Genomic DNA, 24,377 nt, shown 5'->3' on the forward strand with positions numbered 1-24,377 from the left:
TGAGGGCGGTTGCGCCGGGGAGAGAAAGGAGAAAATCGGACGTGAGGTCCGAACGTATGGAGAGAAGCGTAGTAGTTGCTCCACGGGAGGAGCAGATTCGGATTGATGGGCAGATTGTGGAGCAGGTCTCCACGGTCGGGCCGGAGGAGGGTCACGCGGTACGGGTGACCATTATTCAAGGGGGGCGGTCGAAGAATGGCTATGTGTATGATGAGGCGGCGCTGCGCCAGATCGCTCAGTTGATCGAGGGGGCGCAGGCCTACGCCGATCACGCGCGTTCGGGCGAGGAGCAGGTGAATCGCTCGGTGCGCGACGTGGTGGGCTTCTACCAGGATGCCACCTATGTGGCGCAGGGCGATGGTGGGCGCGTCGACGCCACGCTGCACATCTTCGAGGCCGCCGACTGGCTGTGGTCGATGATCAAGGAGGCCTGCGACCTGGGCCGGCCCGAGCTGATCGGGCTCTCCATCGACATCTTCGGCCAGTGGCAGCTCAACGAGGCCAGCAAGGCCAAAGAGATCACCAGCGTCGTACAGCTGAACTCGTGCGACGTCGTCACGCGGCCCAGCGCTGGAGGAAGCTTCCGCCGCATCCTCCATCACGATGATACCGACAATCACGATAATCATGACAAGGCAAACTATCACATGACATTACAAGGAGAGTATGAGCATATGACCATAACACCAGAGAAGATTGAAGAAGCTACGCAGGGCGAGACGACCGGCGAGGCTATCCAGGCACAGGCACAGACACAGCAGCAGCAGATCGAGCAGCAGCGCCGCGAGGTCGAGCGCCTGCTCAACGAGGTACATCTACAGAAGGCCAACCTGCTATTGGAGCGGCGCCTGCAGGAGAGCATCCTGCCCGAGGCCGCGCGCTCACAGGTGCGCCAGCGCCTGCAGGGGCGCCTGTTCGAGGAGCAGGAACTGGAGCACGAGATCAGTTCGGCCCAGACCCTGCTGGCTCAATTGAGCCGCGACGGGTTGATCCGGGGTCATGGCCACGAGAAGACGGCGATCAGCGGCATGGTTACGGAGGCCGAGAAGGTACAGGCCGCCTTTGACGGCATGTTTGGCCTGGATATCGATACCGGCAAGGTGGGCAACGTGCGCGGCTTCGTTAGCATCCACGAGGCGTATAGCCGCGTCACCGGCGACTCCTCGCTGCGCGCCGGCATCAGCAGCGGCAGCCACCTGGGGCCGATCCAGGTCGCCGAGAGCGCGCCCATCGGACGCGTTAGCGAGGCCGACACCACCACCGCCAGCTTCTCCTATCTGCTCGGCACCAGCATGAACAAGCGCCTGCTCAAGGACTACGAAGCCTGGCCCGCCGAATGGCAAAAATTCGTCAGCGTCATCCCCATTAAGGACTTCAAGCAGCAGACGCGCGTGCGCCTGGGCGCCTTCGGCAGCCTGCCGGTCGTGGCCGAAGACACGCCGTACAGCACCGTCACCCTGACCGACTCGGCGGCCACCTATGTCCCGCAGAAGCGCGGCAATCTTGTGACCATCTCGCGCGAGACCATCCTCAATGACGACCTGCAGGCCATCCGGCAGATCCCGACCAAGCTGGCGGTGGCCGCGGCCTACACGCTGGCCGAGTTCGTCTACTCGTTTCTGTCCACCAACCCGGTCATCTACGACACGGCCAACCTGTTCACCACGGGATCTCCGCACAACAACCTGGGGGCGGCCGCGCTCTCGACCACGGCCATGCAGAACGGCATCACCGCCATGCGCGAGCAGAGCAACTACGCCGGCAAGCGCCTCGGGCTGCGTCCCCGCTACCTGGTCGTGCCGCCCGAGTTGGAATGGACCAGCATGGTCGTCACCAAATCCGCCGGCGTCCCCGGATCGCCCAACAACGACATCAACCCGATGCTGGGCTATGTCACCCCCATCGTCGCGCCGCAGCTCAGCAGCAGCACGCAATGGTTCCTGCTCGGTGATCCACGCGAGGTTGACACCATCGAAATCGGATTTGTCGGCGGGCAGGTGAACCCCTCACTCTTCATCCAGGATCAGCCGATGGTGGGCCTCAACTTCACGCAGGATGCCATCACCTATAAGATCCGCCACGAATACGGCGGTGCCGTCGTCGATTATCGCGGCATATATCGCGGGATTTAAATGATCCCGCATGGGAAGATGGCTGCGTTGGCGGGACGTGGGCGCTCGGGTACGGGGTCGCCTTCGGCTCTAAGCCGGGGCGAGCCCGGCACGTACGGATGTTCGCGCCTGCAAGGGGGCGCCCAGGGCGGTTGCGCTGTTTGTTTTATGGAAAGGAGCATGTGATTGACGAATTTTATGAATGCGGATGGGTCGGGTCTGGTGGGTGGTTTGAATCCGGCGGGGGGCGGGCAGGCGCTGCAGGTCGATGGTGGCGGCAATCTGAAGACGGTGCCGGCCGGGAGCGCGCTGCTGGATGGTGGCGTGGGGCAGGCTTTCGCGCCGGGGGTGACGTACCTGTTCAACAATGGCGCACCCGGCAACAACAACTTTGATCGCAAGCGCGAACTGCAGGGGAAGGGTATCATCTTCAACAATATCAGCGCCGGGTCTGGCGTGGGTTCGACCAGCATCACGCTCTCATCGGTGGCCGGGCTGATCGCTGGGGCGCCCATGCTGCTGGTGGGTGGTGGATATACCGAGGTGGTGTATGTCGCCAGCGGTTATGTGCCCGGTAGCAATCCGGTCAGCCTGCAGTCGGGTATCGTCTACGCCAACCATACCGGGGCCTTCTGGGACGGCTACGCGCCGCAGGGACCGCAGCTCAACGGCCTGCTGGCCACCGGCATCGATCCCGTGGCTAGCGTGATCATCGATCCCAACGCCGGCAACTACTACCTGACGCGCGCCGCCTCGCAGGACGGCTGCTCTGGCTCCAACATCCCGCTGAGCAGTCCCGCCATCTTCAACGGCACGAGCCTCGATCGCGCCGTCGGCATCAACGGCGTTCCCAGCGTGCAGAACTGGGTGCGGCAGTTGACCCTGCAGGGACACGCCTACTGCGCGCATACAGGGCTGCAGAGCGCGGGTTCGGGCACCAACGACTATCCGCTCAGCCTGTTCAACCCGTCCGCCAGCGGCAAGAACATTCTGATCTACTCGCTGCGCGTGGCTGCCAGCGGCGGGGCCATCAACGCCCGCGTCAAGATAACCGGCAGCGATCCGGCCTATGGTAGCGCGGCCACTGTCAGCAACCAGAAGGCAGGCGGTAGCGCCAGCGCGATCGCCGCCAACTGCACGTATAGCAACACCTCGACCACCCCCACGGGACCCTTCGCGCTGGTCGATATCGGCAACGGAGCCCTGGAGCTGTTGCAGAACGAGCAGTGTATTATTCTGCCGGCCGGCAGCTCGAATGGTCTGACGCTGACCCTGGAGACCAGCGCCGCCGGCAACTATGTCAGCAGTATCAAGTACGTCGAATATTAATCCCGGGCAAGAAAGGACATTCCCACTATGTTAGATCAGCTTGAATTCGCCTTTGGCCGCTACAACGGCGGCCAGACCGCGCCCATCGGCAGCTACCTGAATCCGCGCACTCTGGCTATCCAGCAGCTGGTCGCAGATGGCGTGCTACCGCAGGACGGCACCTGGGTGCGCGTCGATCCCTCGGCCAGCCAGACGCTGGTCAACATCGCCAGCAGCGTCAACGCCGTTCTGGGCAGCAGCTACAGCGCCGCCAGCTTCCACACGCAGGTGGCCGGCGACCTGATTGGCAATCCAGGGCAGGCCAGCAACGACGCCTGATCCTGAGAGAAGAGAGAGGAGGTGCCCGATGGCCCAGGTCATCAAGCGCGCCCTGCTGACCGCCTTTAATCCCGCCAGTTATACCGCCTCGGTCCTGTTGTTGGAGGCCACCTCGACCGAGCTCACCAATGTCCCGATCGCCTTTCAGGCCGATGGGAGCAGTACGCCGCTCAACGGCTCTCTGTGCGCCGTCCTCTTCTTCGACGAGCACAACGCTAGCGACGCCGTCGTGCTGGCGGTCTACAGTACCGGCTCGCTGGTCCCCACGCCCACGCCGGGGCGCGTCACCTTTGTCCCCGGCTATCGCCAGATCAACGGTGATGTTCTGAGCGCCGGCAGCGTGTCCACCTACACGCTGAGCGGCGGTAGTTCCGGGATCCCCAACCGCGCGCTGGGTGTGCTCTACAAGGCCTACTACAGCAGCAGCACGCTTAACAGCTACGTGCAGCTCGCCCCACACGGCGCCAGCGATCTCAGCGCCTACGTCACGCTGGGCAATACCACCAGTGCCGGCGTTGCCATCAACGGCGCTGGACTGCTGGCGCTGGACGCCCAGGGGCGCATCGACGTGCGGGCTCAGGTCGGCAGCTGTACCCTCACCCTCTACACCTATGGATATGTGATATGAAGCAACAGCAAGACAATCATCCCCAGCCCGGCGGCGCCGAGCAGCGCATCGAGCACTGGGTTGGACAGCTCGAAGAGCAGACACGCGACCTGTTGGCTGGGATCGACCTCGACGAACTGAGCCAGAAGGAGCGGCTCGGCTTCGCGCTCAAGATGCTCAGCCAGATCCAGCACTTCCTGACCATCAGACAGAAGCTGGAGACGCCGCCCGCCGCCACCGGCAATGTGCAGATCTGGCTGCAGACCCTGATGCAGCAGATGCGCGGCGAGGGTCCCGACGGCGTGCATGTCGTGGACGAGACGGAAAGCAGGTCGCGCTAAGATGGTCAGAACGATCAGCGATACCCTCGCCGCCGCTGTGCGGGCCAGCACGCGCGTCCCAGTCATCGGCGTCAGCATTGAAGACCACATCCAGCACTACCAGGACTATCAGAGTCCCGGCGCCGCTGATGGCTGGCACGACGCCTGCGTGGCCGGAGATGGCAGCATCGTGCGCATCCGCCTCACGCGCGGCAGCGGCGCCTACTCACAATCCCTGCAGTGGCAGCGCATCGCCAATCCCGACAGCGTCAGCCAGTGGAGCAGCTGGAGCACGTTGGGCGGAGCCGGCGCCACCTGCTTTGAGGATGGCGGCTGCGCCATCTCCAACAACGGTGGCATCCTGCGCGCCTTCGCGCAGCAGGGGAGCGGTGGCAGCGCCCTGTGGACCTGGAGCAGCAGCGACAGCGGCCAGAGCTGGAGCGCCAGTCCGACCAGCGTGCTCACGCCGCCCGGCGGTGCCTCCATCCTGGGCATCGGCAGCGCCGGCAACAACGACGTCTTCTTCCTCTACCAGGTCAGCGGGGGCGTCGTGATCGGCTGCTCCTTCTACAGCGGAGGCAGCTGGAGCAGCCTGCGCAGCAGCAGCCTCTCGGCCATCCCCTATGGAGCTGGCCTGACGGCTTGCTGGGACGGCAGCCTCTACTGGCTCATCTTCAGCGATGGCAACACCCTGTACGAGAGCACGTACGCACCCGGCGGCAACAGCTGGCAAGGACTGCCGGCCGTCGCGCCCGCTACCGGCAACGCCATCACGCGTCGCGCGCCCCGCCTGCAGTACGATCCCACCAGCGGTCTCTATACCCTGGCCTGCATCGAGGCCGACAGCGGCCTGCTGACCGGGGCCGTCTACAGCTATCCGCGCCTGCGCCAGAGCGCCGACCTGCAGCACTGGTCCCAGGGCAGCATCGTCCACAGCATGTCGGCCCAGTACGGGGCCTGTCCGCTCGGCACCTCTAACGCCAACCTGCTCATCAGCATGTCCAGCGTCCTGAAAGCCCCTGCATACAGGCAGGACAGCCAGCACTACCTCGACTGCACCAACCGTGTGATTTTGTATAGTCTTAAAGGGCGCCTGGGCAGGCCGACCGAGCTGGAGATGGTGCTGGACGGCGGGCAAGAGGTGGTGCTCAGTCAGCCGGGGGCGACGGGGCCGATTGGGCCGAACTGCTCGCTGGTGTTGCGGGCGGGCTATCGCAGTGGGGCGGCGCCGGGTGTGCCCGAGCTGGTGAAGGTGGGGACGTACCGCATCCAGTCGATGGAGCTGGAACGGGCGGCCGGCGTAGTGCGGCTGCGCCTGCTGTGCGGTGATCTGACGCAGCAACTGGACCAGGTCAATCGCTTCCAGATGACCTATACGGCGCAGCCGCTGGGCTGGCTGCTGCGCGAGGTCTGCGCTCGCGCCGGACTGTTCGCGCTCGCGCTGCCCGCCAGCAGTCAGCTGAGCCAGAGCGTACCGCTGTTCGTGCTGCCCGTCGGTGGCAGCTATCGTCATGCCCTCGACGAGCTGTGCCACATCTACGACCTGCAGTACTTTTTGGACCAGGACGAGGTGCTGCAGTTCCAGGATCTCAGCGCGGCCACCGGCGCCAGCTGGTCCTATCAGTCAGAGATCGAGCGGCTCAGCTGGGGACAGCGCGTGCAGCGCGGCAACCATATCATCGTTACCGGCAAGCCGCCCGCAGGCGGGGCCAGCATGGCGCTCACCACCGCTGAAGTCTACGACGACCAGCAGATGCAGTGGAGCGGCCAGGAGGGCCTGATCCAGCACGTCGATCAGAAGCTGCTGACCGTGGCCCAGTGCGCCAGCAAGGCGTCTTTCCTGCTGGCGCAAGAACAGCGTGCCCGGTGGCAGCACCAGGTCCAGATTCCGTTCAATCCGGCCCACCAGCTGCTGGATGTAATCAGCATCAGTGATGCCAGCGGCGCCATTGACGGCACCGCCCGCATTGTGAGTAGCAGCTCGACTTACGAGCCACAGCAGGCCATCTACAGTACCACACTAGAACTTGAAGGAGTATAGAAAACCTATGGAATTAAGCAACTTTCCCATGAAATCGCAGCGCAGCGAAGATCCCACGCAGGCCAATCGCGAGTATGACTGTGTCGCCACCAGTATCGCCGCCTGCATCCAGTTTTTAACCGGCCAGCCCACCACGGGCAGTCAGCTGAAGAACAGCATCTATGGCGCCAGCTACATCGGCGCCACCTATGTCAGCGACTACGTGGCCGAGGCCGCCCGGCGCGGCGTCGATCTGCACACCGTCGATGGCGAGATGTCCACCCTGCTCTCCCGCATCCGCGCCGAGCTGGCCCAGGGGCACCCCGTGGTGGCCGCCGAGCTCGATCCCTATGTCAGCGCTTCCCTGGACTGGACGCATATGATCGCCTTCTATGGCTGTAGCGCCACCACCCTGACGGCGATGGACCCCTATATCGCCCAGCCCGTGACGAAGAGCGACGCCGACTGGCTCAAGGTGCTGAAATACAACGAGGTCTGGCCCATGAGCAAGCAGCCGCCCGCGCTGGTCAAGCACGTCCCGGCCGGCTGGAAGGACGACGGCACCACGTTGACCGCGCCCAACGGCAAGGTGGTCGTCAAAGGTTTTCGCGACTACATCCTCACCCACGGCTGGGACAGCGACGATCTGCCGCTGGAGAATGAGCAGGGGGTCGCGCAGCTCGAAGTCGGTAATCCCGGCCTGGGAGGCGGCACGCGGCAGCGCTTCCGCCGCACTACCCTGGAATGGAGCGCGACCCACCCCGTGTTTGAGGCATGGACCGGCCAGGAGTTGATCGCCCTCGAACAGATGGGCCGCCAGCTCACCAAGGAGCGCGACACCCTCAAAGCCCAGCTCACCGTCACGCACGCATAGGTCCGGACCTCGCGTCCGATTTGCCGTTACCCATCCATAGGTTCGGACCTCGCGTCCGATTTAATGTTACATGAATGCAAAGAGGAGAAAATGTTTATGCCCCAGAGCGAGTTGTTGACCGGTATTGTGTTGAATGCGTTTCCGTTTTTGTGCGTGGTGGCGGTGTGGTGCCTGAAGTTTTTTGAGCACCGGTTGCCGAGCAAGCAACAGGAGATGCTGGAGAAGTGTGTGCAGATGGCCGTCTCGATGGCCGAGCAGGCCTACAACGATTATGGTCCATTGGAGAAGAAGCAGGTGGCGCTACGCGCGGCTATCGAGCTGTTCAATGCCTTCCACCTGCCGGTGCCGCAGCCAGGCGCGCTCAATACGGCGCTGGAGGCCGCCGTCTTCGCGGTGCGGCAGAGCCAGGGGCCGCGCAGTCCCTACCAGGATGCACCCACGCGCGTTACCCCGGCGGTCGTGCCGGCTGCCGCGGCTGCGCCCACGGTTGCGACGGTGGCCCTGCCGGCTCCGGCGCAGGGTTAGGGTCCAGATGGCAGGAGAAACACGAGCATGCTGTTAACGGACCTCGAAAACATGGTGCGGCTGGATCTGTTTGATCCAGCTGGCCCCAACCAGCGCTGGAGCCAGGGGGATATCGATCGCGCGCTCGACCGGGCCGTCGAGCGCTACTCCGCCTACTATCCCAACATCGCGTATGTCGACATGCCCACGCAGGCCAGGCAGCGCAGCTATCCCTATCCGACCAGCTGGAATCCCGCCTATCCTGTGCTGTGGATCGAGCGCATCCTCTATCCGCTGGTCGATAGCGCGGGGAGTATGTGCTGGCCGCCGATTGAGCGCGCCTTCAGCGAGTTCTCGGCCATGTTTGACGCGGCGGGTGCTATCGGCGGCCAGCAACCGGGCTTCACGCTGCACCTGGGCAGTGCGGAGCTGCCGCAGGATGGCAGCCAGCTGATGCGCGTCTTCTACGCCACAAAGCACCAGCTGGATAGCAGCGGCTCGACCATTCCCGAGCTGCACCGCGACCTGATTGTTGCCGGGGCCTGCGCCTACGCCATGCAGGCCTACCAGGTCCCGAGCAACGACAACTTCGACTTCCAGGACGGCGCCCTGCACGACCGCCTCGATGACACGAAGATTCCAGGAGCGTGGCTGGCCGCCGCCGGGCAGCGTCTGGAGCAGTTCGAAGCCCGCCTGCAGGAGATCAAGCGGCAGAGAGATTACGCCAGCGCGGCGCGCCTCCATTGGGGCGACGTCCCGCGATATTGGAGCCGATTATGAGATAGGGAGAAATTGGGTGCAATGCCCAACCCATCCATATTAAACGCAAAGATGGAAAAAAGAAGAAACGCAGTACGTGCGGGGCTTGCCCCCGCTTCCTTCCCCATCGAAAAAGCAACAAGAACAATGGGCATGCTCGTATGAAACCGTTTCTCATCTCTTTATAGCGAACGTCTTCATGCGGCTAGGAAGGAAGCGGGGGCAAGCCCCGCACGTACTTTGGTCTTTTTTCTTTTTACATTTCCTTCTTTGAAGATATTGGAGAGAGGTCCGAACTTATGATGGATGTTTTGAATGTGGTGAATCTGGTGTTGACGGTGGGGGGGATCGTTGGAGGGCTGCTGGCGTATCGCGGGGGGATGGCGCGGACGGCCAATGAGATTCAGGAGCGCGTGATCGCGGCTCTGGAGAGCGAGCTGACGGGGATGCGGGCTAGGCTGGAGGATATGAAGGCCGAGAATACGCGGCTGAGCCTGATCATCGATACGATCTGTGTGGCGCTGCGGCGGCGCGGGATCGCGGTCTCGATCGATGGCGATATGGTGTCGATCAGCGATGATCGCGGGGCGAGCACGACGACGCGCATCCAGGAAGAGCAGGTGTTGTGATGGCGACGATCGGGGTGGATTGCGAGGTGATCCTGGATGGTACGGGCTACTTTGTGCGGCCGGGGAGCTACGAAGTGCAGCAGCCGCGCGTGCGCAAGACGAGCGTGCGCGCCGACGGCTCGCTGTCCTACGTTGATCTGGGACCCGGCAAGCGCAGCTGGCAGATGGTCGTGCTCTGCCTGAACGATCTGCTGCGCTATGATGGGCTGCCGACCGGCGTCAGCGGACAGGCCTATCGAGACGCCCTGCGCGCCAGCTACGGTGGGAGTCTCGGCGCGACCCTGACCTTTGTCGATCCTATCAATGGCAGCGTGAGCGTGCACTTTGACAACTATAGCGAGCGCATCATCGACCTGCACAGCCAGGTCAGCGCGCTGGCCGCCGGTGGGAGTCTGGCCGCCTCCTACGAGGTCACGATCGAGCTGCTGGAGGCGTAGAGGATGGAGATGGACGCAGTAGTAGAGAAGAGATTTCAGCCCGGCATCGGCTGGTTTGCGCGCCACATCCTGGGCAAGCCGCTCTATCCCTACCAGGAGCAGGTCGGCGACGCCATCCTGGCCGCCATTCGTGCCGGTCGCGGGGACACCTTTACTGTGATGTTCGCGCGCCAGATGGGCAAGAACCAGCTCAGCGCCGTGCTGGAAGCCTATCTGCTCTTCGCCTACCCGCAGGGCTCGATCGTCAAGGCCGCCCCGACCTACAAGCCGCAGATCGTCAACTCGCGCATGCGCCTGCTTAATATGCTGGAAGTCCCCATGCTGCGCGGGCGCGTCTGGAAATCCTTTGGCTACATCATCGGGCTCGCCCCCGAGCCGGCGCTGGTCGACGAGCAGGGTGGTCCCCGCATCCTCTTCTTCTCGGCCGGACCCGAATCCTCGATTGTCGGGGCCACCGCCAGCCTGCTGCTGGAGATCGACGAAGCCCAGGACGTGCAGATCGAGAAGTACGACGTTGAGCTTAAACCGATGGCCGCCACCAACAACGCCGTCACCGTGATGTATGGCACCGCCTGGAGCGACGACACGCTGCTGGCGCGTATGCGAGCGCACAACCTGGAGCGGCAGCAGCAGGACGGCATCCAGCGCCACTTCGAGTTCGACTGGCGCACGCTGGGGGCGATCAACGCGCGTTACCGCAGCTTCGTCGAGGGCGAGATGCGGCGCCTCGGCGAAGAGCACGTCTCGATCCGCACCCAGTACCGTCTGCTGCCCATCAGCGGTGCCGGCTTCCTGTTCAACGAGCTGCAGCGCCACCTGCTGCGCGGCGACCATCCCTGGCTGGCCGAGCCCGGCGATGGTGAAGAAGATGGCTACTACGTCGCCGGACTCGACGTTGGCGGCGAGGAGCGGCCCCGGCCGGGTCAGGAGCAGCAGACAAACAACAAGCGCGACAGCACCATCCTGACCATCGGCCGCGTCAGCTACAACGAGCTGGAGCTGCCCAGGATCGAGATCGTGCACCAGCAATGGTGGACCGGCTTGCGCCACGGCGACCAGTACGCTCGCGTCAGCGCTCTGCTGCTGCTGTGGAATATTCGCCGCCTGCTGGTGGATAGCAGCGGACTCGGCGAGGCCCTGGCCAGCCTGCTGTGCGATCGCTTTGGGTCCGAGCGCATCGTCGGCTACAAGTTCAGCCGTGTCAGCAAGAGCCGTCTTACGTACCAGCTACTCAGCCTCGTCAACTCCGCCCGGCTTAAACTCTATCGATCGGAGGAGGCGCCGGCGGACGTCCACGAAGAATGCTGGAAGCAGCTACGGCTGGCTCGCTACCGTGTCCCGGCCGAAGGCTGCCTCGACATGTACGTCGATCCCGCCGAAGGGCACGACGACTTCCTGATGAGCCTGGCCCTGTGCGCCGAGGCCATCCGCGACCTGCAGCCCCCGCCCATCGAGGGCGCCATCGTGCGTCCCCGGCAGCTGTACCTGGGAGATGGGAGATTTTGAAATCGGACGCGAGGTCCGAACCTATGCGCGGGGGCGCGATCATGTTGAAGGAAACGTGGGTGTTCGGGCACGGGGCCGCTTTCACCTTGCTGGTCTGGATTATCCACTGCCAATGGAGATGCTTGAAAAAGCATATGTCCTGCTCTATAAAACATATCAAACGACGGTCTACCGATGCTATTATATGATGGAAAAGCAGGGAAGCAGATAGATTCGATCGGCCCATACTTTCAGGCTTGCCTGCCACAGCGGGCAAGCCTGAAAGTATGGGCCGATCAATTACTGGTTAACCCTGGTCGTACCCGCAAAGCACCATGTGGGCTACGACGGATCAGGAATAGCGATCGGAATGGGTGGCTCTCCGTTTTCGTAGTTCGGTTGGAGGTGCGGCGAGGTTGGACGCCGTTTGATCAGGAGGACCAGCAGGGCAGCCAGCATGGCCAGCAGTCCACACAGCGGCCAGAACAGTGTGGCATTCCAGGAATAGATGATGGTGCCGAGTAGCGGCGCCAGAACCAGGCCGATACTCCAGGACATCCCTGCGGCGCCCTGATAGCGTCCCTGAATATGGGCGGGTGAGAGGTCGGCGACATAGGCGGCCGCGATGGGCCCCTGGACCATTTCGCCAAGCGTCCAGAGGATGACGGTGAATGCCAGCAGCGGAACGGTGGGCGCGAATCCGGTCAGGCCGAAGCCGAGCGCGATCAGCAGGAAGCCGAGAGCAATCATGAGCTGTTTGGAGAAGCGCTGCGTGATCATGCTGATAGGCAATTCCAGGAACACAACGGTCAGGCCGTTCAGGGAGATCAGGAGGCCATAGACCGCGCTTGAAAATCCAAACGCTTTAACTTGCAGGGCCAGTGTCGAAAGTTGCTGCATATAGACAACAGCGATGGCGGTCGAGGCCAGTAGAAAGATTAGGAAGCCATAATCCGACCACATCGATCCGCTTCTAATGACGTCTTTATGCTGGCGCGCGGTGTGCCGAGACACGTGCGCGGGCAGCGCGAAGAGCGCCAGCAGGCCGAAGATGATCGATGTTGAGGCATCGCCGACGAAGAGCCACAAGAACGAGCGGCTGGCGATAAAGCCCGCCACGGCCGCGCCCACCGTCACTCCTAGATTGATGGCCAGTCGATAGGCTGCGAAGGCGTTGACGCGCTGCTGTGTCTCAACGAGCTCGGCGATCAGCGCGCTTGAGGCTGGCCGATAGAGCTCCGTGGTCAGTCCAGCCAGCGCGACCAGCGCCACGATCAGCGGCATTGTCGTCACCTGTGACAGCAACAACATGGTCGCCGCCGAAGAAAACATCGAGAGCATAATCGTATTGCGGCGCCCCAGCCGATCTGCCAGATAGCCTCCCAGCGCGGCGGCCCCGATGCTGCCGATCCCATAGGCACTGGCCGCTATCCCGACCTGAACCGCCGTGTAGCCTCTGGCGAGCATATAGAATACCAGAAACTCACTCGCGAAACCGCCAAAACGATTGATGAACGTACCTACAAAGACGACCCAGAGTGACCGTGGAAATTTGAATGCTTTCGGCATCGCGAATCGACATCCCTATCTAAATGAGAATACGTGGAAGTTAGCAAAAGAACACTATTGTTTCCCGCCGGTACAAGTATATACACAAATACAGCATAATGCTAGAGTTTTTCGGCCTTTATTATTCTTCATACATTTTCTGTTTGGGAGCGATATGGGTATTCTCCACGAGAAGCCGAACCGGCCGGGAGCCTGGGACGCAATCGCTTCGCTCGCGTTCCAAACGACCGCGAGGGCCGTAACTATAGGGACCTTTCTTGAGGGGCCTCGCGTGGACTGGCTGGAAGAAATAGCTTCTTCCAGTCGCGCAAAAAGAGCGAGATGGCTACCGCAAAGGCCACGACCTTGGAGAGCATATTCATAGCAATCGGAAAAGGCGTGGAGGGATAGGCGAAGCCAGTCAGCGCCCAGACGGCGAAGATGAAGAACATCCCGGCTAACAGGAAGAAGGTGGATTTCGAGAGCTGCATGACCTGGGAAAAGGTGAGCAGGGCGAAGCTCAGGATCTCCACGAGAAGAAGCGGGAAAAAGTAGAGCAGCGTGTACAGGGTTGGCGGGGATGGCGGGAACGTGTGCCACATTACGATGAGATCGAAGGGTAGCTCAAAGATCAGCGGCGCCGCGATGGTGCCAACGATGGCGCTGACAATGGCAGTTCTGGCTCCACTTTTATGCGTCAAGTACAGGATGACAAAAAAGGTAATGATGGCCGAAATCATGGTGACAGGGGTAATAGGATTTTTGGACGTGAAATGTATCCCCTGCTTCACGTCAGCCAGGCCGTAGGTCACGCTGGCTATCGTAAAGGTCAGAAGCGCTAAAACAAAGCTGATAATGAGCAGCGTGCCGAGAAACATTCCCGGACCTTTCGCTGGCCTCCCTTGCCGAAAACGCACACCCACATATGTCAAAACGACTATGGCGAGTAGTAATACGCCCGCCAGGATAGAAGAGCTACTCCCCGTATAGGGGCTCCAGTTAACATCATGTGTCATCGCATTCTCCTCCTGAGAAGATGCCTGGTTTTTCCCTCACTAGCCTGGAATATTCCTTTTTGTTATATATACTATAACATATTGTAATAAAAATTTGCAAGGGACGTAGTAAATGGCAAGAAAGGGATTTTGGTGGAATGGCAGCCTCTATGAATGTACCCTCGAAGCGAGCCGAACCTACGAGGGCGTGAGAGAAGGGGAGGGGGAAATCGGATGCGAGGGCCGAACGTATGGGGGGTGGCTGGTGAGGAGGTTGGTTTTGGTGAGGAGGCTGTTGAGGAGGACGGCTGAGAGCGCGCTGGCTCCGGTGAGGAGCAGGGTGGATGGCGAGAGGGCGACGAGGCTGAGGAGGCGGCGCAGCGATGGGATGGTGAAGGCGGCCAGTAGGACGCCGAGCGAGCCGCCGACGGCTCCGAGCACGGGACGCGTCAGGTGGCCTTCGGCGCGGCCGGCCATCAGGGTCTGGGCCAGCTGGGTGGTGACGATGCTGGCGAAGGCGACCGAGCGGGCCGCCGGGAGCGAGTCGAGGCTGCGCGTGAGCAGGTAGGCGCCAAGGGAGGGGATGGCCGTGGCCAGCCCCCGGCGCAGGATCTCGTTGCGCAGCGGGGCGTCGAGGGCGGCCGTGCCCTCGCGGCGCAGCTGGGTCAGGTCGCGGTGCTCGGGCTGCTGCAGGATCACGGCCAGCGCGGGCAGCACGTCGGTGATCGCGTTGACGGCCAGGATCTGGGCCACCGTGAGAGGCATGCCGGCGCCCAGCAGACTGGCGCCCACTACCATTCCCAGTTCACCCAGGTTGCCGCCCAGCAGTAACCCCAGCGAGCGGCGCATGTTGCGCCAGAAGCTGCGCCCCTCGACGCAGGCCTGGACCAGCGTCGAGAAGTCGTCGTCGGTAATCACCACGTCCGCCGTCTGGCGCGCCACCTCGGTGCCGCTCTTGCCCATGGCGATGCCGATGTCCGCCAGCCGCAGGGCGGGCGCGTCGTTGACGCCATCGCCGGTCATCGCCACTGTATGGCCCTGACGATGCAGGCTCTCGATGATGCGCAGCTTGTCGAGCGGCGTGGCTCGCGCAATGACGGCGGCGTTTTTGATCAGCCGGTCGAGGTCGCCATTCTGCAGATCCGCGATGGTGGCCGCGTTGAGCACCTCGTCCTGTTCCCCGAGCAGTCCCGCCTCGCGCGCGATGGCGCGGGCCGTCACTGGATGATCTCCGGTAATCATCACCACGCGTACGCCAGCCTGCTGGCAATGTCGGACCGCCTCCACCACGGTCGGACGCAGCGGATCGCTGATGCCCACGAAGCCCAGGGCGGTAAGGTTCTGGGGATCATCGAGCCGTGTATCCACCGGGCCCTCGGCGACCATCAGCACGCGCAGCCCTTTTTCCGCCAGTTCCAGCGACCGGCTCTGGAGCGTGGCCCGACCAGCCGCGTCGAGCTCCCGTTGCCCATCGTCTTGCAGCGTGAAGGCGCAGCGCTCCAGGATCGTCTCCGGCGCGCCCTTGATATAGAGTCTGTCCTGAATCCTGGTGACCGAGAACGAGCGCACCGGATCGAAGGAGAGGTCCACGTCGTGTTTAAGGCTGATCTGCTCCCTCAGGCCGGCCACGATGGCCCCCTGGACGACGGCGACGTCGGTCGGATGGGCCCCCGCGCCCTGCTCATCGGGATGGGGACTGGCCAGGGCCGCCGCCAGCACCACGCGGGTCAGCTCGGGTGAGAGGTTCGGCGACAGCGTGGCCTCCTGTCGTGTATCGGCCACTGTGGTCAGCTGCAGGCGTCCCCGCGTCATCGTGCCCGTCTTGTCGGTGCAGACCACGTCGACGCGGCCGAGCGCCTCAACCGAGGAGAGGCGCCGCACCACCGCCCGGTGGCCGGCCAGCCGGTGGGCCACGCCGGTCTCGCCTACGCGCGAGAGCAATGGCAGCCCTTCAGGCACGCCAGCCAGGGCCACAGTAGCTCCGATGGCCAGGATGCCGGGGAACGACTGTCCCCAGAGCAGTCCCGACGCGATCACCACGGCGCCCCCGAGCGCCGAGACCGGCAGGAAGACCTTTAGCATCCGACTCAGGCGCGTGCCCAGCGGATTGAGCTGCTGACTCTCCTCCATCAGCGCCAGCCGGGTCGCCCCCATGCGCGTCTTGCCGCCTACCGCCACCACCACTGCGCGCGCCGTGCCGGAGAGCACGTTGCTTCCATCCAGCACGATGCGATCGCTGTCATTGCCGCCGGTCGCTACCTTCTTGACCGGGAAGGACTCGCCGGTTAGCGCGGCCTCATCCACCTCCAGATTCAGCGACTCGATGACGCGGGCGTCGGCCGCGATGCGATCCCCCGAGGCCAGCAGCAGGATATCGCCGGGCACCACCTCATCGGCAGGGATGGTCTTCTCATGATTGTCGCGCAGCACGCGGGCCTGCGACACGCCGATCTGGCGCAAGGCCTCCGCCACCTGGTTGGCCTTGCGTTCCTGCCAGACACTGATCACGGTATTGGCGACAATGGTGGTGCTGATGAGGACGACGTCGCCGATCGAGCCAAAGACGAGGGAGAGCGCCGCCCCCGCCGCCAGGATACCGGTCAGTGGGGAACGAACCTGTTCCATGACCGCCGCGCCCAGCGCATTCTTCTGCTTGAGGGATGGCACGGCGCGCTGGCGTTCAGCGGCCTGTTTCTTCGTCAGTCCCTTCCGACTGGTGCGCAGTGTCTCCAATATCTTGTCAACGTCCTGCCGTCCCCAGCGCTCTGGCTGTGGATCAGCCAGCCGCGTAATGGTCCCCTGGGTGCGCCGGCCGCCACGCAGCCTCAGCCAGCCATCAGCGATGGCCGCCAGGGAGGTCACATAGACGACGCGCGAGGCGATCCTGACCGCGGGCATCCCGCGCACGCCCCAGACCATGCCGACAATGGATGAGATAGTTGAGAGGACAACCGAGTCGCGCACGGTGGCATCGCGCCTGGCTCCTGCCTCGATGATTGCCGCCACCGCCGCCAGGTCCGGGGCCAGCAGATCCGCCCGCGCCTGAAAGCGGCTGCGATCGTCGTTCAGCCCGATCGCCAGATCGCAGGCGGCGAAGCCCGCCATCGCGGACACGTTATCCGAGACGAACGCGACCATCTCTCCCCGCTGCTGCCGTTCCGCGATGATGTCGAGGGCGGAGCCAGTTTCGATCAGGTCGATCTGAGCCCGGCGCGCCAGCGCGCGCAGCACCAACTCATCCCCCTGGGACAGCAGTGCCAGCTTGACTCCGGCGCGCTGACAGGTCGCCACCAGCACCGGAACCTCGGGGGACAGGTATGGCCGCAGCGCGAAGAGCGCCAGCGGCCGCTCTTCGCGCTCGCGCCGCAGGACCAGGATATAGTTGCCGCGCTGGCGCAGGGAGGCGGCCTCCGGCAGAGCCTGCCAATCGTCTATTGGTCCGAGGGTGTAGGTTATATCCTCGATGGTGGCGCGCGCGCTCCTGCCATCGAAGCTCCCCCCGGTGGCCGAGATCATGCGGGCGGCCCGGAAGCTAGCTCCCCATGGTGAACTGGCGGCTGCGCTAATGCCCGCCGCCAGCATCAACGCCTCAGCTGCCTCCAGGTCCTCGCTTAGCGACAGCGCATTGGTGAGTTCGAGCCGCTCGCTGAGCAGGCGCGCATTATCCAATAGCAACAACTGGGGACGGCGGATGTTCCTGCCGGGTCGCGTGCCCACCACCGTTACGCCGGCGCGCAACACATACGCATTGGCATGCAGTTCTGAGCTATCGATCCCGATCGAGGCCGTGCGCGGATTGACAAGCAAGAGGGCCGTGAATGCCTGTCCCAGTGAGCCTGTGAGCAGGCCGGTCAGGGCCGCGTAGGACAGCGAGACGGGTGCCTGGATGCGCTGATAGTGATCGTAGAGCGTCGGGGAGGGCGGCTCTCTGCGCCGTCGCGGCGTAAAGCGCTTAAACGATTTCTCGCCACTGAGCTGTACCACAAATGGGCCGCCATAGAGGCGCGCGCCCGGTGGCAGCGATGAGCCAGGATAGGCGGGCAGCGGCATGCCGTCGAGTCCAATTGCCGTGCCCGTGCCTTCAAGCACCTGCGCCTGCAGGGGTACGCACTCGTCGCTCTCCATCCGCAGATGCACGTTGGCCCGCGCGGAAGGAGCCTGGGCCACGCGTTTCTCATGGGCGCGCCAGGCCGCGCGCCGCGCCTGCACCTCCGTAAAGAGACGCAGCGACTCGGCTCCCGAGAGCGCTAGCCCGAGGGGACTGCTGGAAAGCGTCAACAGGATGATATTGGGGATAGCGAAGATCAGGTCGGCCACCGAGCGTCCAAACGTGCGGCGCATCCCGTGGCGCACAGGGGGGAAGCCCTGCAGCAGACCGATGACGCCAGCGGCATACGCGGCCGCCCCCGCGCCGGGCAGCAGTTCTTGCTGGCCGATGAAGCGCCGGACGGCCAGAAAGCTCAGGCCCAGGCCCGTGCCCAGCATGCGCGCCGCACTCTGGATCAGCGGATTAGGATCGAGCGGATAGGCCGGCCGATCATCTCCGACCATCTCGGGCAGCTCCATGTCGGCCACTTCCGCGATCAGGTCGTCCAGCTGATCCTCGTGCTCGGTAAACTCCACCAGCACACGACCGGTCAGCGGATTGGCGTGCGCGCGCACCCCCGGACGCCTCTCCAGCCGCTCCACCACCCGAATCGCCAGCTCTGGATCGCGGTCCAGCCCGCGCACCGCGATACGCGCCCGCACCATCTTTCCCACCTTCTCACGGACGACCGGAGGCGGCTCGGGCTCGGCTGGCCGGGTATTGATCTGCTCCAGGTCAAGCGCCTGGATGGCCTGCAGGAGGGACGGCTCGCTCTGAACCGTGGGATCAAAGAGCAGCAGGATATTGCCGGTGACCGGATTCGCCTGAACCCGCTCGACACCCGGCAACTGCTGCAGCTGCATCTCAACGTGGCGCCTCCCCTGTCCCGACCAGCCTGGCACATGGACGCGTACCCGGCCCGTTATGGTATGCAGCACATCAATTGTTCCCGCTACGCTCATGGCATCACCCCACCCTTCTCGTGTACATCGATCAGCCGCCCTCTGTTGCGTTTCAATAGCAGCATGGATTGGCTCAGGAAAACGACAGGCTCAATAAACAAGCGAACACTATTATACTATGGCAATTTTATAAATTTTTCCACCGGGAGCGCATATCCTGAGCTTCCATATACATATCTTCGGTATCTTCCCACAGGCGAGCCAGCGTCTTTTGCGCCTGCGCGCCGGCCTCCAGGGACCACTGTCCCAGTCGCTCCACCAGCACTTCCGCCCTCTCCATCGTCGGCGGCAACTGGCCATTGGTGGATGGCCGTTTCGTAGTCGCTGATGTGGTAGATGCGCCCACGTGGTTGGCTCCATCGCGTAGCGTCTGTGTCGCCTGCAGCAAGCGCCGCGTCGTCAGGCCGACCCAGGTGCCCAGCTGGCTGCCCGCCACGGACGCGATCTGTTCGGCCCGCAGCGCCTCATGTTCCCGCGTCTGTGTCATGCGGATTTTCCTCCTGTCTCCTTCTTTTTGGTGGCCTTGCGCTGTGGCTCGGCCGCCGCCTCGGGTTCAGCTACCTCAGCTTTTTTGGAAGGCTGAGCTGCCTCCTCTTTAACCGCGGTGGCCGCCGCTCTTCCATTGCCCGTCTGCTCGACCCCCTGGCGCATACTGCGAGCGAAGGACGTAACGACATCGCCGGCGGTAAGCACGCCGGCTATACCATACACCAGGCCTTTACGCATAGCCTTACGCGCGCGCGGCGAGCAGATAGCCGCCGTAATCGCCGCGGTCACGGCGATTTCAGGTTCCACAAAATCCGCAGGTTCCATATTCTTTCTTCCTCTTTTCTCTTTTATAGCTGCTGAGTATGGGAGAGGCCTCCATTGTCCGACGCCTATCCATCTACTTCTGTCTGGAGGAGTTATACATTGCATGCGCCTGGTTGGCAGCCCCAGCGCGGGCCCGCAAATGACCAGGAACTATGTAATATAGGAATAGTCTACAGAATGAGACAAATACGCATCTTCACCACAAGGTAGGGCAAGACTGCCGGCACTGGCTGTGTATATTGGTATATCGGCTGCGCGGCCGCGCAGCCGATATACCAATATACACAGCCAGTGCCGCTATCTAGAATCGTTAAATTAACATATAGTTAACTTAGCCTTAACAATGGGAGAGTAAAATGGCGAGTGAATGAAGCGGCTATATGTTCAAGGTTATACCTTTGAATTAACTGATAAATGACATTGAATCGCTTATCACTAGAAATGGAGCTACTGTATGATCTGGGGTATCATTTTCGAGTTTCTGATGAAGCTACTGATTGATCTGCTGACGGACCTGTTTATGAAGCTGGCGATGGCCGCGTTTTCCGCTATTCTCAATGCCATGATCGTCCAAACACGCTCCTCACAGATCAGCCTTGCTTAGTAATACTAAATAGAACGCGAGCAAGCGTTTCTTTCACTGCGCAACTCTTCCCTCTTCCCAACGAGGCTTTTTATCCCTTTTTTGGTCCCCTATCTCTCTCCTCAGGATGAATTTTGCGGGCGTATCCCACCTTCAGCGCTGTATCTTTTTTGGTCATGGATGCGTGTGGGCAGTATCTGTTTTCAATCACGCGTGGCAGAGCATTATGTTTAGCTGCCCTCTTGCTAAGCGGGAGGGATGGTGATGCTCATCTTTTGGCTGAAATATCTGGACCGGTTGAATGTCCGATGAAAGGAAAGGCAGACTATGGAGCCCGAGGATTTTGTGGAACCTGAAATTGCCGTGACCGCCGCTGTGGTTGCCGCCCTCTTCTCGCCGCGTGCGCGCAAGCTTATCCGCCAGGGTCTGGTATATGGAACAGCCGGAGTGCTGATGGCGGGCGATGCTATTAACTCCTTCGCTCGTAATGTCGGCCGCGGTTTTGCACAGACCGGGCAGGAAGCTGGCACTCGGCCGGCGACAGCTGCCAAAGGGTCAGGAGGGTAACACTGATGGGTCGTGCACCAGAAGTAGAACGGGCCGAGCAGATGCTCGACCAGGTCGGGGAACGTATCGGGGCCCTGGCGGCGCGCTCCACGCAGCGCGTGCAGCAATTTGGCACCCGGCTGCGCGCCAGGGGTGGTCCCCAGGCGAAGAAGGCGAAGACCTCCGCGCGCAAGCGGTCTGCTCGCGAGCAGCAGCCACAGCTGGAAAAGGCCGAGGTCGCGCTGGACACCATGCAAGAGCGGCTCTCGTTCGTGGCGGGCGTGACCGAGATGCAGTTGCGGCGCACCGCCTCTCGCCTCCGCGAAGGGACGGAGGATATTCTGGCCGAGGCTCAGAATATCCGTCACCATACGCCACCCAGGTGATCGTCTGCGGGCGCTTCCCGCCTACGGCCGGAGGAGAAAAGATATAAAGCGTGGAGGTGCGGCAGGGCCGGGCCTGGCCCTGCCGCACCTCCACGCTTTATATACTGACATGTCAGAGTTGAGAGAGGGCGCGGGTGATGAACCAGTGGTGGCTGGCCTGGAGCTTGCGTTCTTTATCGGGATCGGCGATCCATGTGGAGAGCTGGCCGGCCGGCCTCAGGGCGGCGCAGAGGTCCCAGACAGGGAGGTCGCTGTAGTCGATGGTCCGCAGCGCCTGGTAGCACCGTGTAAACTCTTCCATAGCCTCGCGTCCGAAGGCCCACAGGATCTCCAGACGGCTATTGGCCAGATCGCACAGGGGATCTCCCAGGGCGGCGTCCTCCCAGTCGACGATGGCGGCGAGTTGCCCATCTCGCCATAGCAGGTTGCCGGGCCAGAAGTCACCATGCAGCAATGCCGGTGGATTGCGCTGATGGGGAGGCCAGACGGCCGCCAGCGCATCCCGGATGCGGCCCTCGCTGAGCGTGTCATCGAGCGTGGCGGGCCGGGTCTGGAACCGCTCGTTCCAGGTCTGCTGCATGTTCGGCAGAAAGGCGAGGTCCAGCCGCGCGGGATCGAGCGCGTGAATACTGGCCAGGTGGGTCGCCATCTGTGGAACGAGCGCGGGAGCCTGCGCGGGCGCGAAGATCGTCTCGCCCTCGACGTACTCGATGACCACGTAGGGGCTCGCGAAGATCTCGTCCGATTGATCGAGGTAGTACGGCTCCGGTACCGCCAGGCCGGCGGCATGCAGCGCGCGCAGCAACCGAAACTCGTCGGCCGCGATGTGCGGATTGCGCCGCAGGTCGTTCGCCCCATGACGGCGCACAATCATCTTCTTTCGCTCACCCGAAGCAAGCACCGCCTCAAGCACCGTCACCTGTGCCGAGACGCCACCCTTGAGCGCGTGGCTATCCAGCAACATGGCCTCGGGATCGATCTTCTTCACTACGCAGGCAAAGGGGTTGTTCTCCTGGGAGAGGGTCATGTTTTCTTTTTTCCTTATTCTATTGTGGATAATTAAATTGTGCGCAATACAATTGTGTGCTTCGCAACCATGTTTTTTTATCATACCATCCTCCTACCACCTGCCGTGATTTTTCTTTATCTTGGTAGGGCCGGGTATTGCCGGATCAGCGTTTCCAGCGCCCAGATGATCGGCGTGACGGCGCTATAGAGGAAGATGTAGAAGGCGAGCAGGAAGATGGTGAAGAGGACAGAGAACAGCAGCAGGCTGCGTGCCTTCTGCTGATCTTTGAACACACCTAGAACGTTGCGTACCAGCCCCAGCGGGTTGGTCAGGACGTCCCAGCTATTGAAGCGCAGGAAGCGGCCGATGTAGATGCCGACGTTGGAGAGGAAGAGATAGACGATGAAGATTAGCCAGGAGACGGCCGGGGGCAGATAGAGATCCAGCATGCGGTGCACAAGCAGCAGCGAGAAGCTTCCCAGCAGTACGCCGCACAGGGCTAGCGACAGGATCACGATGGTGTCAAACCAGAAGGGGACCGTGTTGACCTCTTCTTTAAGATGATGAAATTCGGTGACCAGGTAGGTGGAATTGGGAAAGAAGACGAACCAAACACAGAGCAGTAGAATGACCAGCCACAGCTGGGTGGAACCAGCGCTCAAAAAGAAGAGCAGCGCCAGGCTGACGCAGACGATGGGAATCCAGGCCAGAAAGAGATTGAGCAGCATCGGCTTATAGAGCGGGTAGGGATAGATTCTGGCGCGTGCGAATAGCAGACAGATGGTGAGCAGGGAGAAGAGCACAACACTTCCCAGCATCGGTAGCAGCAAACCTGTGGTGATAATCAGTTCAAAATGTTGATTCATACCATAACTTTCTCTATTTACTATAGCAGAGATAAATAAAGTCAATGGCATTATAACATGCAGATGCCTAAATGGTACAGTTAATAGAGGCGGCGTGCTGTCTCTCATGACGGATGTATATGCAACACGCCATGAATTGCTTATAGTCATAAAGGCGCGGCTAGAAATGCTCTGATGGCTTGCGGCTGCTCACGATCAGGATGCTGGGGACCTCGCTCCAGACAGGTCTGTTGGAGTCAGAAAGAGATGGTCCGGGCTCGCTCATACGTACAAGCTGCAAGCCGGACGCGGTAAGTGTGTTGAGATAGGTTGAGAGCGTGCGGTGATAGGAGCCGACGCGTCCGGGAGGTCCCGGGCGTGTATCGGAGCGCCAGTGTCCCTCCTCAAAGTAGCGTCCGATGGTGCGTACCGTCCCCTCGGGTGTTTCCATTTCTCCTGAGCGAGAGGTATGGTAGCAGGGATGGAGGATGGAGAAGACAAATCAGCCGCCGGGCCGCAGGATGCGCGCGACGCTGTGGAACGTCGGGGCCAGATCCTGGATGTCCATCAGCGCCATAAAGCAGAGCACGCCGTCGAACGTGCCGACCAGCGTGTCGTCGATTTGGCGGGCGTCGGCCTGCACATACATAATGCCGCGTGGATCAGCCTCCTCATGGCGGCGCGCGATAGCCAGCAGCTTCGCGGAGAGATCGATGCCGACGACACGCCCGCCCAACTGCGCCAGGTGGCGCGCCACGCGGCCCTGGCCGCAGGCAAGGTCGCAGATACGCTGTCCCCTGACCTCCCCCAGCAATGGCGCGACCTCGGCAAAGATGGGGTTATTCCCCATCTCGGAGGTGCCGATCCACTGATCATACCACTCGGCGATATCGTCATATGTCTTCATCGCGTAGCCACCTCTCGTAGATGCATGAGAAAACAGCGGAAAGATAATGTTGAATGTTATTTTTAAAGGTATAATAGCCATGGTAACGAACAACATAAGCAATTGTCAATATATGGATAAATTCCCCGCCGTAGGTGCCGGGCACGGGGTCGCTGCGCGACAAAGTCGGGGCAAGCCCGACACCTACGGCGGGGGGAATATGATGCGGTGGGGTGAAATTCGGGTGTATCGCTGAATTTGTAACAATTCCTCCATACCATCGTAACTTGTTATGGATATGCTTCATTTCTGGGTGATGGTGGT

The 24,377-nt window shown here is 62.0% G+C and carries 25 protein-coding genes; 16 read left to right on the forward strand and 9 right to left on the reverse strand.

Translation table 11 applies throughout. From position 1 onward, the window contains the following. Positions 1 to 41: 41 nt before the first annotated feature. The 13 genes from AABA21_RS36990 to AABA21_RS37050 all read left to right on the forward strand — a co-directional run bounded on the left by AABA21_RS36990 (position 42) and on the right by AABA21_RS37050 (position 11,625). Entirely contained in the window at positions 42 to 2,132 is a 2,091-nt protein-coding gene (locus AABA21_RS36990; RefSeq protein WP_338257914.1) for a phage major capsid protein, read from the forward strand. 165 nt (positions 2,133 to 2,297) lie between these two features. After that, positions 2,298 to 3,440 (forward strand): hypothetical protein, encoded by a 1,143-nt coding sequence (locus tag AABA21_RS36995; RefSeq protein ID WP_338257915.1) that lies wholly within the window; start codon positions 2,298 to 2,300, stop codon positions 3,438 to 3,440. Between the two features lie 27 nt (positions 3,441 to 3,467). Beyond that, entirely contained in the window at positions 3,468 to 3,758 is a 291-nt protein-coding gene (locus AABA21_RS37000; protein ID WP_338257916.1) for a hypothetical protein, read from the forward strand. 28 nt (positions 3,759 to 3,786) lie between these two features. Beyond that, on the forward strand, positions 3,787 to 4,386 hold the full coding sequence (locus tag AABA21_RS37005) for a hypothetical protein (protein WP_338257917.1): 600 nt from the start codon (positions 3,787 to 3,789) through the stop codon (positions 4,384 to 4,386). Continuing rightward, entirely contained in the window at positions 4,383 to 4,706 is a 324-nt protein-coding gene (locus AABA21_RS37010; protein ID WP_338257919.1) for a hypothetical protein, read from the forward strand. The genes AABA21_RS37005 and AABA21_RS37010 overlap by 4 nt, the downstream gene beginning before the upstream one ends. 1 nt (position 4,707) lies before the next feature. Beyond that, complete coding sequence (locus tag AABA21_RS37015) at positions 4,708 to 6,726, forward strand: hypothetical protein (RefSeq protein ID WP_338257921.1); 2,019 nt, start codon at positions 4,708 to 4,710, stop codon at positions 6,724 to 6,726. Positions 6,727 to 6,733: 7 nt separating this feature from the next. Next, positions 6,734 to 7,579 carry a C39 family peptidase gene (locus tag AABA21_RS37020; protein ID WP_338257923.1) on the forward strand — a complete coding sequence of 282 codons (846 nt, stop codon included), beginning with the start codon at positions 6,734 to 6,736 and terminating at the stop codon, positions 7,577 to 7,579. 96 nt (positions 7,580 to 7,675) lie between these two features. After that, positions 7,676 to 8,104 (forward strand): phage holin, LLH family, encoded by a 429-nt coding sequence (locus AABA21_RS37025; protein ID WP_338257926.1) that lies wholly within the window; start codon positions 7,676 to 7,678, stop codon positions 8,102 to 8,104. A 27-nt stretch (positions 8,105 to 8,131) separates the two neighbouring features. After that, positions 8,132 to 8,863, forward strand: a complete 732-nt coding sequence (locus tag AABA21_RS37030) for a hypothetical protein (RefSeq protein WP_338257927.1) — start codon at positions 8,132 to 8,134, stop codon at positions 8,861 to 8,863. 278 nt (positions 8,864 to 9,141) lie between these two features. After that, positions 9,142 to 9,471 carry a hypothetical protein gene (locus AABA21_RS37035; RefSeq protein ID WP_338257929.1) on the forward strand — a complete coding sequence of 110 codons (330 nt, stop codon included), beginning with the start codon at positions 9,142 to 9,144 and terminating at the stop codon, positions 9,469 to 9,471. Beyond that, entirely contained in the window at positions 9,468 to 9,908 is a 441-nt protein-coding gene (locus AABA21_RS37040) for a hypothetical protein (protein ID WP_338257931.1), read from the forward strand. The genes AABA21_RS37035 and AABA21_RS37040 overlap by 4 nt, the downstream gene beginning before the upstream one ends. Positions 9,909 to 9,911: 3 nt before the next feature. After that, positions 9,912 to 11,414, forward strand: a complete 1,503-nt coding sequence (locus AABA21_RS37045; protein WP_338257933.1) for a hypothetical protein — start codon at positions 9,912 to 9,914, stop codon at positions 11,412 to 11,414. Further along, positions 11,401 to 11,625 (forward strand): hypothetical protein, encoded by a 225-nt coding sequence (locus tag AABA21_RS37050; protein ID WP_338257935.1) that lies wholly within the window; start codon positions 11,401 to 11,403, stop codon positions 11,623 to 11,625. The genes AABA21_RS37045 and AABA21_RS37050 overlap by 14 nt, the downstream gene beginning before the upstream one ends. Positions 11,626 to 11,735: 110 nt before the next feature. Here the strand turns inward: AABA21_RS37050 and AABA21_RS37055 are convergent, their stop codons facing one another. The 5 genes from AABA21_RS37055 to AABA21_RS37075 all read right to left on the reverse strand — a co-directional run bounded on the left by AABA21_RS37055 (position 11,736) and on the right by AABA21_RS37075 (position 19,798). Continuing rightward, complete coding sequence (locus tag AABA21_RS37055) at positions 11,736 to 12,962, reverse strand: MDR family MFS transporter (protein WP_338257936.1); 1,227 nt, start codon at positions 12,960 to 12,962, stop codon at positions 11,736 to 11,738. A gap of 242 nt (positions 12,963 to 13,204) precedes the next feature. Further along, positions 13,205 to 13,957, reverse strand: coding sequence for a hypothetical protein (locus AABA21_RS37060; RefSeq protein WP_338257937.1), 753 nt, complete (start codon positions 13,955 to 13,957; stop codon positions 13,205 to 13,207). A 177-nt stretch (positions 13,958 to 14,134) separates the two neighbouring features. Continuing rightward, positions 14,135 to 18,985, reverse strand: coding sequence for an HAD-IC family P-type ATPase (locus AABA21_RS37065; RefSeq protein ID WP_338257938.1), 4,851 nt, complete (start codon positions 18,983 to 18,985; stop codon positions 14,135 to 14,137). 127 nt (positions 18,986 to 19,112) lie between these two features. Then, on the reverse strand, positions 19,113 to 19,472 hold the full coding sequence (locus AABA21_RS37070) for a hypothetical protein (protein ID WP_338257940.1): 360 nt from the start codon (positions 19,470 to 19,472) through the stop codon (positions 19,113 to 19,115). Continuing rightward, positions 19,469 to 19,798, reverse strand: coding sequence for a hypothetical protein (locus AABA21_RS37075; RefSeq protein WP_338257941.1), 330 nt, complete (start codon positions 19,796 to 19,798; stop codon positions 19,469 to 19,471). Before AABA21_RS37075 ends, AABA21_RS37070 begins: the two co-directional genes overlap by 4 nt. 454 nt (positions 19,799 to 20,252) lie before the next feature. Between AABA21_RS37075 and AABA21_RS37080 the strand changes: the two genes are divergently transcribed. The 3 genes from AABA21_RS37080 (at position 20,253) to AABA21_RS37090 (ending at position 21,313) form a co-directional block, all read left to right on the forward strand. After that, positions 20,253 to 20,402 carry a hypothetical protein gene (locus AABA21_RS37080; protein ID WP_338257942.1) on the forward strand — a complete coding sequence of 50 codons (150 nt, stop codon included), beginning with the start codon at positions 20,253 to 20,255 and terminating at the stop codon, positions 20,400 to 20,402. A gap of 324 nt (positions 20,403 to 20,726) precedes the next feature. After that, entirely contained in the window at positions 20,727 to 20,948 is a 222-nt protein-coding gene (locus AABA21_RS37085) for a hypothetical protein (RefSeq protein WP_338257944.1), read from the forward strand. A gap of 5 nt (positions 20,949 to 20,953) precedes the next feature. Then, positions 20,954 to 21,313: a hypothetical protein gene (locus AABA21_RS37090; protein WP_338257946.1), complete on the forward strand. Its 360-nt coding sequence runs from the start codon at positions 20,954 to 20,956 to the stop codon at positions 21,311 to 21,313. Positions 21,314 to 21,425: 112 nt separating this feature from the next. On the opposite strand, the gene AABA21_RS37095 is transcribed toward AABA21_RS37090, so the two are convergent. From AABA21_RS37095 to AABA21_RS37110, 4 genes are all read right to left on the reverse strand, one after another. Continuing rightward, positions 21,426 to 22,424, reverse strand: coding sequence for a phosphotransferase family protein (locus tag AABA21_RS37095; protein ID WP_338257948.1), 999 nt, complete (start codon positions 22,422 to 22,424; stop codon positions 21,426 to 21,428). A 32-nt stretch (positions 22,425 to 22,456) separates the two neighbouring features. Next, entirely contained in the window at positions 22,457 to 23,188 is a 732-nt protein-coding gene (locus AABA21_RS37100; RefSeq protein WP_338257949.1) for a DUF1361 domain-containing protein, read from the reverse strand. 160 nt (positions 23,189 to 23,348) lie between these two features. Continuing rightward, complete coding sequence (locus AABA21_RS37105) at positions 23,349 to 23,618, reverse strand: hypothetical protein (RefSeq protein ID WP_338257950.1); 270 nt, start codon at positions 23,616 to 23,618, stop codon at positions 23,349 to 23,351. A gap of 51 nt (positions 23,619 to 23,669) precedes the next feature. Then, positions 23,670 to 24,155 (reverse strand): class I SAM-dependent methyltransferase, encoded by a 486-nt coding sequence (locus AABA21_RS37110; RefSeq protein ID WP_338257951.1) that lies wholly within the window; start codon positions 24,153 to 24,155, stop codon positions 23,670 to 23,672. Positions 24,156 to 24,377 lie beyond the last annotated feature (222 nt).

The sequence above is a fragment of the Dictyobacter halimunensis genome, from assembly GCF_036245075.1.